General features: G+C 72.6%; 14 protein-coding genes. 11 read left to right on the forward strand and 3 right to left on the reverse strand.

Annotated elements, in window-relative coordinates; translation table 11 throughout:
- A partial coding sequence (locus VGN18_RS00250) for a globin domain-containing protein (RefSeq protein ID WP_327537603.1) occupies window positions 1–813 on the reverse strand: 813 nt, incomplete at its 3' end.
- 194 nt (window positions 814–1007) lie between these two features.
- Between VGN18_RS00250 and VGN18_RS00255 the strand changes: the two genes are divergently transcribed.
- The 9 genes from VGN18_RS00255 (at window position 1008) to VGN18_RS00295 (ending at window position 8413) form a co-directional block, all read left to right on the forward strand.
- Complete coding sequence (locus tag VGN18_RS00255) at window positions 1008–1529, forward strand: pyridoxamine 5'-phosphate oxidase family protein (RefSeq protein WP_327537604.1); 522 nt, start codon at window positions 1008–1010, stop codon at window positions 1527–1529.
- 61 nt (window positions 1530–1590) lie between these two features.
- The gene (locus tag VGN18_RS00260) at window positions 1591–2055 is read left to right on the forward strand and encodes an SRPBCC family protein (RefSeq protein ID WP_414655002.1); all 465 of its coding nucleotides are present in this window, start codon (window positions 1591–1593) and stop codon (window positions 2053–2055) included.
- A 40-nt stretch (window positions 2056–2095) separates the two neighbouring features.
- Complete coding sequence (locus tag VGN18_RS00265) at window positions 2096–2488, forward strand: hypothetical protein (RefSeq protein ID WP_327537606.1); 393 nt, start codon at window positions 2096–2098, stop codon at window positions 2486–2488.
- 48 nt (window positions 2489–2536) lie between these two features.
- Complete coding sequence (locus tag VGN18_RS00270) at window positions 2537–3148, forward strand: TetR/AcrR family transcriptional regulator (protein WP_327537607.1); 612 nt, start codon at window positions 2537–2539, stop codon at window positions 3146–3148.
- Window positions 3135–4763: an acyl-CoA dehydrogenase family protein gene (locus VGN18_RS00275; protein WP_327537608.1), complete on the forward strand. Its 1629-nt coding sequence runs from the start codon at window positions 3135–3137 to the stop codon at window positions 4761–4763. Before VGN18_RS00270 ends, VGN18_RS00275 begins: the two co-directional genes overlap by 14 nt.
- Window positions 4760–5755 (forward strand): crotonase/enoyl-CoA hydratase family protein, encoded by a 996-nt coding sequence (locus VGN18_RS00280; RefSeq protein WP_327537609.1) that lies wholly within the window; start codon window positions 4760–4762, stop codon window positions 5753–5755. The genes VGN18_RS00275 and VGN18_RS00280 overlap by 4 nt, the downstream gene beginning before the upstream one ends.
- Before the next feature lie 48 nt (window positions 5756–5803).
- Window positions 5804–6727, forward strand: a complete 924-nt coding sequence (locus tag VGN18_RS00285; protein WP_327537610.1) for a metal ABC transporter solute-binding protein, Zn/Mn family — start codon at window positions 5804–5806, stop codon at window positions 6725–6727.
- The gene (locus VGN18_RS00290; RefSeq protein ID WP_327537611.1) at window positions 6720–7571 is read left to right on the forward strand and encodes a metal ABC transporter ATP-binding protein; all 852 of its coding nucleotides are present in this window, start codon (window positions 6720–6722) and stop codon (window positions 7569–7571) included. Before VGN18_RS00285 ends, VGN18_RS00290 begins: the two co-directional genes overlap by 8 nt.
- Complete coding sequence (locus tag VGN18_RS00295; protein WP_327537612.1) at window positions 7568–8413, forward strand: metal ABC transporter permease; 846 nt, start codon at window positions 7568–7570, stop codon at window positions 8411–8413. Before VGN18_RS00290 ends, VGN18_RS00295 begins: the two co-directional genes overlap by 4 nt.
- A 30-nt stretch (window positions 8414–8443) precedes the next feature.
- Here VGN18_RS00295 and VGN18_RS00300 read toward each other — a convergent pair whose 3' ends face one another.
- Both VGN18_RS00300 and VGN18_RS00305 read right to left on the reverse strand, forming a co-directional pair.
- Window positions 8444–8692, reverse strand: a complete 249-nt coding sequence (locus VGN18_RS00300; RefSeq protein WP_327537613.1) for a DUF5999 family protein — start codon at window positions 8690–8692, stop codon at window positions 8444–8446.
- A gap of 192 nt (window positions 8693–8884) precedes the next feature.
- Window positions 8885–9349: a hypothetical protein gene (locus VGN18_RS00305; protein WP_327537614.1), complete on the reverse strand. Its 465-nt coding sequence runs from the start codon at window positions 9347–9349 to the stop codon at window positions 8885–8887.
- 71 nt (window positions 9350–9420) lie between these two features.
- Here VGN18_RS00305 and VGN18_RS00310 point away from each other — a divergent pair, with 71 nt between their 5' ends.
- Together VGN18_RS00310 and VGN18_RS00315 are read left to right on the forward strand one after the other, a co-directional pair.
- Window positions 9421–10854: a GuaB1 family IMP dehydrogenase-related protein gene (locus VGN18_RS00310; RefSeq protein WP_327537615.1), complete on the forward strand. Its 1434-nt coding sequence runs from the start codon at window positions 9421–9423 to the stop codon at window positions 10852–10854.
- A gap of 12 nt (window positions 10855–10866) precedes the next feature.
- On the forward strand, window positions 10867–11811 hold the full coding sequence (locus VGN18_RS00315; protein WP_327537616.1) for a cation diffusion facilitator family transporter: 945 nt from the start codon (window positions 10867–10869) through the stop codon (window positions 11809–11811).
- Window positions 11812–11868 lie beyond the last annotated feature (57 nt).

Here is an 11868-nt window from a genome sequence, read left to right on the forward strand (position 1 = left end):
GATCGCCTCCTCGGTCTCGGCCGTCCAGGCCGAACCCATGATCGTCCTGAACGCGTTGACGAGGGCCTGCCCGGCGATGTCGTAGTGCCGCGGCTCGACGTCGAACTTGCGGTGGTCGACGCCGAGCTGGTCGAGGTGGGCCGCCATCGACTCGGGGTCGTCGGCGACGACCCACTGGAGGAGTGCGCGGCCGAAGTCGTCGCGCTGGGCCGACATGTTCGACGGGAACATCTGGAACGCCTCGTCGCCGAGGGCGAAGAACAGCTCGGCGTAGAAGGTGCGCACGAGCTGGTCGGCGCGGTCGCTGACGCAGTCCCAGGCGGCGCGGACGACCGCGCGGTCGTAGGGCTTGGCCACGACCGGCGTCAGGGCCGGCGGGGTCGGGGGCGTGTAGAAACCCGGCACCGGAACGGGCGCGCTGCGCAGTTCGGCGGCACCGACGACAAGACCCCCGGCCGTGGGACCGGGGGCGAAGAACTGAGCGGTCGGCGCCTCGTCGAGATCGGGTCTCGGGGCGCCGGCAAGATCAGCTCTGGGTGGATGCGGCAGCGGGCGCGGGGAGGCGTGCACCCCGTTCGTACCGTTGAATCGCGTTCCGTCAGCGGTGTCGGTCTTCGGCGGTACGTAGTAGCCGTTCGTGGCCGGCGCGACGGGCTCGGGTCGGGCGCCGTTGCGGGGCAGACGCAGCTGGCCGGTGGACGGGTCGGCCTGATGGCGGTGAACGGGGGCGTCGGTCACCGCGCGGCGGGCGCGACGCTCACGTCCGGCCTCGTCGGACGAGCGCCATTTGTCGAGGGCCTGTCGAAGCCCCATGGGTGTGCCTCCAGTTGACGTCGAATCCGACTGTAGCGGGTATGCCCGTATGGACGATGTACCGTAAATCGAGCCGAAAGGGAGGTTGTCTGGTGAGTCCCAAAGGTACGCCGAAGCCTGGTTCCGACGGTGAACACCTCCTCCAAGATCTTTACGGCACCGGCGATCGCGCCGATCGCTTCTACCGCGAGCAGATGCTCGACACCCTCACTCCACGCATGGTGGAGTTCCTCCGCAGCCAGACCCAGATGATTGTCGCGACGGTCGATTCCGACGGCCGTCCCGACGCCTCCGTCCGCTTCGGCGAGCCCGGTTTCGTCGCCCCTCTGGACGAGCGGACGCTGTGCTGGCCGGAGCTGCGGGGCAACGGCGTGCTCACCACGCTCGGCAACATCTCCAAGAACCCGGCCGCCCACCTCATGTTCCTCGACCACGCCGAGCGCATCGGGCTGCACCTGCGCGGTGACGCGACCATCGTCGAGGCCGACGACATGCGCGACGAGCACCTGTCCCTCGCGCACTCGCCGAGCGCCGGACGGGCCCCTGACCGCTTTGTCGTGTTCGCGCTGGAGACGAGCTACATCCACTGCCGCAAGCACTTCCCGAAGGAGTCGGGGACAGTCCAGTGGGGCACCGACGACATGCGGGCCAAGGGCGGCGACTACTTCGGCGCCAAGGACACCCCGTCGCCGTGGTCGCGCCCCGACGAGGGCTGAATCACCTCGACTGGACGCCGCGCGCCCGATCGCTAGCGTGACCTCGACTGAGGAGGTCACATTGGGTTCGTCGGACGCATCGAGCAGCGTCGAGATCGCCGCGACGCCGGAGCGCGTCTACGCCCTCATCACCGACCTCGCGGTCCTCGCCGAGCTGGCCGAGGAGACCGCGACGATGCGCTGGGTGTCCGGCGACACCGCCGCGCCGGGGTCGGTCTTCCGCGGGGCGAACCGCAACGGGTGGCGCCGCTGGTCGACCCGCTGCACCGTCACCGCCGCCGAACCCGGACGGTGCTTCGGCTTCGACGTCGTCTTCCCGCCGGGGCTGCCCGTCTCGCGCTGGCAGTACGACCTCGAGGCCACGCCCGCCGGCTGCCGGGTCACCGAGACCACCTGGGACCACCGCTCGGGACTCTTCGCCGCCCTCAGCGGCCTGGCGACGGGCGTGAGCGATCGCGGGCAGACGAACGCCGAGCACATCGAAGCCACCCTGGCCCGCCTGAAGGCCCGGGCCGAAAGCAGCTGACGTACTGCGGGGCGGCTCGGGGATCGGGCATGCTCGTGGCATGGACGCCGCCCTCCACCGCATCGAGGTACTCCCCGGGTCCGGCCGCTACGCGGTCACCTTCGTCGGGGTCGACGGCCTCGAGCAGACCGCGGTCGCCGAGATCGCCGACGACACGCTCGTCGTCGCCGAATCCAGCCTGCCCGCCGGGTGGACCACCTCGTCGGAGCGCTTCCTGGCGGCGGCCGAGACGGTGTTCGCCTTCGAGCGCGCCCGGTCGGTCGGCTCGTCCGGGCTGACCCTGCGCGACGTCGACGGCGGGTGGGACGTCACGCTCGGCAACGTCACCCTCGACGCCTCGGGCGGCCCGACCTGCGCCGAGCACGGCAACATGAAGGAGGAGGACTCGGTCTGGGTCTGCGCCGGCTGCGGGGCCCGGGCGACCCTCGGCTGACGCTCGCGCCGGTTGCGGCAAGCGCTGAACTGTTGTTCACTGCTTGCCATGGCTTACCGCCGCACGCCGCAGATCCAGGCGCGGCTGGACGCCCAGCGCCAGGCGATCCTGGCCGGCGCGGCCCAGCTGCTCGCCGAGCAGGGCTACGCCGGCTGCAGCATGGCCGGCGTCGCTGCCCGCGCCGGCATCGCCAGCGGCACGCTCTACAACCACTTCACCAGCAAGTCCGACCTCCTCGCCGAGCTGTTCCGCACCGTGGTGACCCGCGAGGTCGAGGCGGTGCGGGCCGCAGCCGCCGCCGAGAGCAGTGCTCTCGACCGCACGACCGCGGTCATCGAGACCTTCGCCGGGCGGGCGCTGAAGCAGCCTCGCCGGGCGTACGCCCTGCTCGCCGAGCCGGTCGACCCGGCGGTCGACGAGCTGCGCCTCGAGTTCCGCCGGGCCTTCCGCGACGTCATCGCCGCGGCCGTCGAGCAGGGGGTCGCCGACGGCGAGCTGCCGCCGCAGAACCCGACCGTCGTCGCCGCCGCCCTCGTCGGCGCCATCGGCGAGGCGCTCGTCGGCCCGCTCGCCAGTGGCGTGGCCGAGCCCGACGCCGTACCCACCCTGATCGAGTTCGCCCATCGCGCCGTCGGAGGTACCGCCCGTGCCCACGCATGACGTCACCAACCAGGTCCCGCCGATCGTCGGCCACGACATCAGCACCCAGCCGGCGCTCTTCGAGGGCCTGCACCGCGAGGGCGCGGGGTGGGCCGAGGCCGAGGTGCGCGAGCTCGCGCTCCTCGGCAACAGCGAGGAGATGCAGCTCGCCGGGCGGCTCGCCAACGAGCACCCGCCGGTGCTGCGAACGCACGACCGCTACGGCAACCGCGTCGACGAGGTCGAGTACCTGCCGCAGTATCACGACCTGATGCGGACAGCTGTGGGCCACGGCCTGCACGGCGCCCCATGGGCGTCGCAGCGAGCGGGGGAGCACGTCGCCCGCGCGGCCAAGGTCATCGCCTGGGGCGTGGCCGACGCCGGCCACCTGTGCCCGATCTCGATGACCTACGCGGTGGTGCCGGCACTGCGCACCACGCCGGATCTCGCGGCCGCGTACGAGCCGCTGCTGAGCAACCGCGAGTACGACCCGGAGCTGGCGGCTCCGCTGGGCAAGCGCGGTCTGATCGCCGGCATGTCCATGACAGAGAAGCAGGGCGGTTCGGACGTCCGGGCCAACACCACCCGCGCCGTCCCGGCCGGAGACGACACCTACCGGCTGACCGGCCACAAGTGGTTCACCTCGGCCCCGATGTCCGACCTGTTCCTGACCCTCGCCCAGGCGCCGGGCGGGCTGTCCTGCTTCCTCGTGCCGCGGGTGCTGCCCGACGGCACGCCCAACGCGTTCTTCCTGCAGCGACTCAAGGACAAGCTCGGGAACAAGTCCAACGCCTCCGGCGAGGTCGAGTACGACGACGCGTTCGGCTGGCTCGTCGGCGAGGAAGGCCGCGGGGTCGCGACGATCATCGAGATGGTCAACATGACGCGGCTCGACTGCGCGCTCATGGCCGCGGGCGGCATGCGCCTCGGCACGGCGCACGCGATCCACCACGCCACGCACCGGCACGCCTTCGGCAAGGCGCTCGTCGACCAGCCGGCAATGGTCAACGTGCTTGCCGATCTGGCCGTCGACTCCGAGGCGGCCACGACCGTGGTCATGCGCATCGCCGGCGCCGTCGACCGCGCGACCCGGGGCGACCAGGCCGAGGCCCTCTTCCGCCGGGTAGCGCTGTCGGTCACCAAGTACTTCCTCTGCAAGCGGCTCTCGTCGCACACGGTCGAGGCGCTCGAGTGCCTCGGCGGCAACGGCTACATCGAGGACTCCGGGATGCCGCGGCTCTACCGCGAGGCGCCGCTCATCTCGATCTGGGAGGGCTCGGGCAACGTCGCTGCCCTCGACACGCTGCGGGCGATGGCCAAGGAGCCGGCGGCCGTCGAGGCGTTCTTCGCCGAGCTCGACCTCGCCGCCGGGGCCGATGCCCGCTACGACGACGCGTTCGCCCTGCTGCGGAAGGACTTCTCCGACCTCGAGAGCCTGCAGTTCCGGGCCCGCCGCATCGTCGAGCGCATGGCCCTGCTGCTGCAGGGTTCGCTGCTACTGCGGGTCGGGAACCCGGCCGTCGCCGACGCGTTCGTCGCATCCCGGCTCGCCGGCGACTGGGGCGTCGCCTACGGCACCCTGCCCGCGGGCATCGACACCGCGACGATCCTCGATCGCGCCCGGGTCACTGCATGACCGAGCCCGGTTGGCCGCGCGGCCTGACCGACGGCGACGACTCGCTGTTCGCCGGGCGCCCGACCCCGATCGACGAGGCCACCTACCCGACGCTCACCTACGAGGTCACCGGCCGCATCGCCCGCATCACGTTCGACCGGGCGGCACAGGGCAACGCCATCACCCCGGACACCCCGCTCGACCTCGCCCACGCCGTCGAGCGCGCCGACCTCGACCCGCGCGTCCACGTCATGGTCGTCTCCGGACGGGGGAGCGGCTTCTGCGGCGGGTACGACCTCTCGCTGTTCGCCGAGCAGGACATGGCCGAGGCGCGCTCGCAGGACGGGACCCGTGCCGGGACGGTGCTGGACCCGGTCGCCCAGGCCCGCAACCACGACCCGTCGCGCGTGTGGGACCCGATGGTCGACTACGCGATGATGAGCCGGTTCAACCGCGGCTTCGCGAGCCTGCTGCACGCGAACAAGCCGACCGTGGCCAAGCTGCACGGCTTCTGCATCGCCGGCGGCACCGACATCGCGCTGTTCGCCGACCAGGTCGTCGCGGCGGCCGACACCAAGATCGGCTACCCGCCGACGCGCGTCTGGGGCATCCCGGCGGCCGGCATGTGGGCGCACCGGTTGGGCGACCAGCGGGCCAAGCGCCTGCTGTTCACCGGCGACACGATCACCGGCGCCGAGGCGGCCGAGTGGGGCCTGGCCGTCGAGGCGCCCGAGCCGGACGAGCTCGACGCGCGCACCGAGATCCTGCTCGAACGCATCGCCCGGATGCCACTGAACCAGCTGGTCATGGCCAAGCTGGCGCTCAACGCGCCGCTGCTGGCCCAGGGCGTCGCGACGAGCGGCATGATCAGCACCGTCTTCGACGGGATCGCGCGGCACACCCGCGAGGGCCACGGCTTCGCCGAGCGGGCCACGTCGGTCGGCTTCCGGCAGGCCGTGCGCGACCGGGACGAGCCGTTCGGCGACGCCGGCCGGACGGTCTTCCGCGGCTGACCCGGCCCCCTTGTTGGGAACGGTTCTCATATCCGTTACTGTTAGCGAGTGCTTCCGATCCGCCTCGTCGCCGCGCTGCTGAGCGCCGCCTCCGTGCTCGCGGCCTGTGGCGCGGCGGGCGACAGCGCCGGCGGCAACGGCCTGCCGACGAGCCGGCCGGACCCGAACGACCACCGCATCCAGGTGCTCGCGGCCGAGAGCCTGTGGGGCGACCTCGCCGCCCAGATCGGCGGCGCGCTGGTGCACGTCACCTCGATCCTGGACAACCCGAACCAGGATCCCCACGAGTACCAGAGCGGGGTGGGTGACGCCGCGGCCGTTGCCGACGCGCAGGTCGTCGTCGTCAACGGGGTCGACTACGACCCGTTCATGCAGCGGCTGCTCTCGGTCGACACCTCGGCCACCCGCACCGTGGTCACGATCGCGACCGTGGTCGGCGCGGGCAACGGCGCCAACCCACACCTCTGGTACGACCCGGCCTACGTCGAGCGGGCCGCGGTCGCCATCGCGGCGGCCCTGACCGAGCGGCAGCCGGCCCACGCCGCCGGGTTCGCCCGGGGCCTCGCCGCGGCCCGGGCCGCGGTGCGCCAGGTCGTCGCGGTCATCCGCCGCATCCGCGTGGCCCATGCCGGGGAGTCCGTCGGCTACACGGAGGGGGTCCCGTACTACCTCGTCCGGTCGGCCGGGCTGACGCTCGGCACCCCGATCGGCTTCTCCCGCGCGATCGAGGACGGCACCGATCCGAGTCCGGGCGACAGCGCCCACTTCGAGCAGGCCATCACCGGACGGCGCATCCGCGCGCTGCTGCTCAACACCCAGGTCGGCGACCGCGAGACCGCCCGGCTGGCCGGTCTGGCCCGCAGCCACGGCGTGCCCGTGGTCGGCGTGGGCGAGACGCTGCCGCCGGGCCGGCACCTGCAGGCCTGGCAGGCCGCGCAGGCCGAAGCGCTGCTGGCGGCCCTCGATGGTTGAGCCGACCGTCCGGCTGCGCGACGCCGCGGTCACCTTCGGGGCCCGGACGCTCTGGGGTGGCCTCGACCTCGACGTCGCGCCGGGGGAGTTCCTCGCCGTCCTCGGCCCCAACGGCGGCGGCAAGACGACCCTGCTCAAGGTGCTGCTCGGCCTGCAGCCGCTGAGCCGCGGCCGCGGCGAGGTGTGCGGGCAGCGGCCGCACCGGGGCAGTGCGGCCGTCGGTTACGTGCCCCAGCAGAACGCGTTCGACCGCGACGTCGCTCTGCGCGGCCGCGATCTCGTCCGGCTCGGGCTGGACGGTCACCGGTGGGGGCTGCGACGCCCCGCGCACGGCGCCCGCGAGGCCGTCGACCGCGCGATCGCCGAGGTCGGCGCGACCGACTACGCCGACGCCCCCCTCGGGATGCTGTCGGGGGGCGAGCAGCAGCGGCTGCGCATCGCCCAGGCCCTGCTCGGCGACCCCGAGGTGCTGCTCTGCGACGAGCCGCTGCTCAGCCTCGATCTGCACCGGCAGCAGAGCATCAGCGCGCTCATCGACGAGCGGCGGCGCCGCGCGAACACCTCGGTCCTGTTCGTCACCCACGAGATCAACCCGATCCTGCCGATGGTCGATCGGGTGCTGTACCTGGTCGGGCGGCGCTGGGCGATCGGCACCCCCGACGAGGTGCTGACCACCGAACGTCTCAGCGCGCTGTACGGCACCGACATCGACGTGCTGCGGGTCCGGGGCCGCATCGTCGTCATCGGCACGCCGGACGCGCCGCACGGCGAGGCCGACGGCGGGCACCACCATCACCCGAGCGGCGACGACCACACGCACGAGCCGAGCGAGGTGACGCGGTGATCGGCTTCCTGCTCGGGTTGCCGGCGGTGCAGCACGCCTTCGTCGCGGCCAGCCTCGTCGCGGTCATCAGCGGCCTGCTCGGACCGTTCGTCATCACCCGGCGCGCGGCCTTCGCCGTGCACGGCGTCTCGGAACTGTCCTTCACCGGCGCCGCGGCCGGGCTGCTCTTCTTCGACAACCGGCTGCTCGGCGCCATCGTCGGCAGTCTCGTCGTGGCTGTGGCCATCGCGATACTGGGGGCGCGCGAGCACGAGCGCGACGCCGCGATCGGCGTGACGCTCGCCTTCGGCCTCGGGGTCGGGGTCTTCCTGCTCAGCCGCCTGCGCAACTTCGGCACCCAGGCGACGAGCCTGCTGTTCGGCCAGATCTTCGGGGTGAGCACCGCGGACATCGCCGTCCTGGCGGTCATCGCGGTGCTGGTGCTGGCGGTCACGGTCGTGATCTACCGGCCGTTGCTCTTCGCGTCGGTCGATCCGGAACTCGCCGAGGCGCGCGGGGTGCCGGTGCGCCTGCTCGGCCTGGTGTTCCTGGTGCTGCTCGCCCTCACGGTGACGGAGGCGGCGCAGATCGTCGGGACGACGCTGGTGCTGTGCCTGGTCATCACGCCGGCGGCGGCGGCGCATCAGCTGTCGGCGCGTCCCGGAGCGGTCGCAGGCCTGTCGGTGCTGATCGCCCTGCTGGCGGCCGACGGCGGCATCTTCGCCAGCCTGTCGGTGGATGTCACGCCGAGCGTGCCGATCACGACCATCAGCTTCGCGCTCTACGTGCTCGCCCGGTTGATCGGGCCGCGGTTGCGGTCACGCCGTCGGGTGGCCGCCATGGCGGCGGCTGCGAGCGCCTAGGGGAGGGGCGCCCGGGGAGGGGTTCTCGGGTCAGCCGGCGCGGCGGTGCGGCGAAGCGGCGAGCAGGGCGTGACGCCGGGCGGCGACGCTCTGGCCGTTCGGCAGCAACTCGCCGAAGTCCTCGAACAGGACGACGCCGTTGCAGAGCAGGCTCCAGCCCTGCTCCGGGTGCGCCGACACCACGTGGGCGGCGTCGCGGTCGAAGGCGTCGGCGGTGGGGCAGCAGGGGGTGTGCGCGCAGGGGTGGTGCGCATCCGTCTCGATCTGGGTGTCGATCATCGTGTGTCCTGTAATCGCTTCCGGTGTGGGCTCGACCCTAGTGTGCACGTCTCCTGCAAGTTGTCCAGCACGCACGCTCGGGGTGTTGACAGCTATTCAAATCGGAACTGCTACGTCCTGTGTGAGGTTGGTGTGAGACTGTTATCTCACTGTGACCTAACGCGCGCTTCAACGGGACATTACACACGACGGTCAGGTCCGGCCGTCCCGATCCTGCGCATGTCGCAGGGTTCGTCCCCGCGGGACCCAGTCGGCCAGGACGGCCGGGAAGCCCGCATCCAGGGCGGTCCGGATGACCTCGTCGTCGTCGTCGATCACCGCCGCGATGCCGCGGGGCGCCAGTTCGCGCAGGACGGAGAGCTTGTAGCGCGGGGCGGGGCGGTAGTCACCGTGCGGGCGCATGAACAGCTCGTCGCCGGGCAGCCCGTGTTCGGCGAACCAGTCGAGCGTGACATCGCGTAGCCATTCGGGACGTCCGGTCAACCAGACGATCTCGTGCTCGCGAGCGAGATCGGCGACGAGGCGCGCGCCCTCGACGAGCAGCTCGTCGGCGACCGCGTCCGCGAAGAAGGCCGACCAGGAGCGGCGCCGCTCCAGGTGGTGCAGCCGGTGCCGGACGTCGGCGACGACGCCGTCGACGTCGAACACGGCCAGCACCGTCCCAGCCTAGGGGGCCCCGTACCGCGGCACCGCCGAACGCCGGTACACGCCGGTATAGTCAGTGACTCGTGCGATTCATTGGCTCCGAACCGACCTTCGACCTGACCTATGACGACGTGTTCATGGTCCCGGCCCGATCCGACGTCGGCTCCCGTTTCGACGTCGATCTGACCACCACCGACGGCAGCGGGACGACCCTGCCGCTCGTGGTCGCGAACATGACCGCGGTCGCCGGCCGGCGGATGGCCGAGACGGTCGCCCGCCGCGGCGGACTCACCGTCCTTCCGCAGGACATCCCCGTGCCGGTGGTGCACGAGGTCGTCGGCTGGGTGAAGCACCGGCACCACGTCGTCGACACCGCGGTCACGCTGGCGCCGCACAGCACCGTCAGCGACGCGCTGAGCCTGCTGGCCAAGCGGGCGCACGGCGCGGTCGTGGTGGTCGAGCACGACAAGCCGGTCGGCGTGGTCACCGAGGCCGATTGCACCGGCGCCGAGCGCTTCGCCCAGCTGCACCAGGTGATGACGCCGGACCCGCTGACCCTCACCGAACCCATCGACCCGGCCCGCGCGTTCGAGGTGCTCGACGCGCAGCGCCGCAAGCTCGCCCCGGTGGTCGACGCCGACGGCAGGCTGGTCGGCATCCTGACCCGGCTCGGCGCGCTGCGCGCCACCATCTACACGCCGGCGCTCGACCCGCAGGGGCGCCTGCGCGTCGCCGCGGCGATGGGCGTGAACGGTGACGTCAAGGCCCGGGCGGCCGACCTGCTGGACGCCGGCATCGACCTGCTCGTGCTCGACACCGCGCACGGCCACCAGCGCCGCATGATCGAGGCCCTCGAGGCCGTCCGCGCGCTGTCGCCCCACGTGCCGGTCGTCGCCGGCAACGTCGTGTCGGCCGAGGGCACCCGCGATCTCATCGCCGCCGGGGCCGACATCGTCAAGGTCGGCGTCGGCCCGGGCGCCATGTGCACGACCCGGATGATGACCGGCGTCGGGCGGCCGCAGTTCTCGGCGGTGCTCGAATGCGCGCAGGCGGCCACCGAACTGGGGAAGCACGTGTGGGCCGACGGCGGGGTCCGCCACCCCCGCGACGTCGCGCTGGCCCTGGCCGCCGGCGCCTCCGCGGTGATGATCGGCTCCTGGTTCGCCGGGACGTTCGAGAGCCCGGGCGACCTGCACGTGGCAGCCGACGGCCGGGCCTACAAGGACAGCTTCGGCATGGCGTCGGCCCGGGCCGTGGCCAGCCGCACGAGCGGTGAGAGCGCGTTCGAGCGGGCCCGCAAGGGGCTGTTCGAGGAGGGCATCTCGACCGGGCGCATGTACCTCGACCCGGCGCGTCCGGGCGTCGAGGACCTGATCGACACGATCATCGCCGGTGTCCGGTCGGCCTGCACCTATGCCGGGGCCACGACGCTCGCCGAACTGCACGAGCGCGCGGTCGTCGGGGTGCAGAGCTCGGCCGGCTACGCCGAGGGTCGGCCGCTGCACGCCGGCTGGTGAGACCATGACGGCATGAGCGGGCACGGGCACGACCACCGGCCGTCGGCCCAGGCCGACCGGCGGTGGCTGCTGGCCGCACTGGGCGTGATCGTCGTGTTCATGGCGGCCGAGATCGTCGCCGGTCTGCTGGCGCACTCGCTGGCCCTGCTCGCCGACGCGGGCCACATGCTCACCGACGCCGCCGCCCTGGCCCTCGCCGTCATCGCCTCGCGCATCGCCGAGCGACCGGCCCGCGGCGCGTACACCTACGGCTTCGCCCGGGTCGATGCGTTGTCGGGGCAGGTCAACGGCATCACCCTGCTGCTGCTCGCCGTCTGGTTCGCCTTCGAGGGCATCCGGCGCCTCGTCCACCCGTCCGGGGTGCACGGCGGCGTGGTGGCGGTCGTCGCCGTCATCGGCGCGGCGGTCAATCTGGTCGCCACCTACCTGGCCGGGCGGGCCGACCGCGACGGGCTGAACGTGCGCGGCGTCCTGGCGCACCTCGTGACCGACGTGTGGGCGTTCGCCGCCACCTTCGTCGCCGGGCTCGTCATCGTCTGGACCGGCTGGCGGCAGGCCGATCCGGTGGCGTCACTGCTGGTGGCGGCGCTGATGGCCTGGACGGGGTGGCGGCTGGTGCACGAGGCCGGCCGGGTGTTCCTCGAGGCGGCGCCACCCGGCGTCGACCCGCAGGCGCTCGGCGCCGAGCTGGCCGCGGCCGACGGGGTCGCCGAACTGCACGACCTGCACGTCTGGGTGCTCGGCTCGAGCGAGGCGGCGCTGTCGGCGCACGTGCTCGTCGACCTGGAGTACGACTGCCACGAGGTCGCCGGCCGGCTGCGGACGATGCTCGGCCGCGACCACGGCATCGGTCACGTGACCCTGCAGGTCGATCATCTCGACGCCGCGACCCACGTCGCCGAGCACTGCACGGACGCGCACGGCACGGTGCACGTCGCGCCGGCCGCCACCGACTGAGCGGCGGTCCGGCCTGCGGCTCGTCCTCGCGCCGGGCCGGACGGGCCGAAAGCTGAC

Source organism: Jatrophihabitans sp. (genome assembly GCF_036000465.1).
GTDB lineage: Bacteria > Actinomycetota > Actinomycetes > Mycobacteriales > Jatrophihabitantaceae > Jatrophihabitans.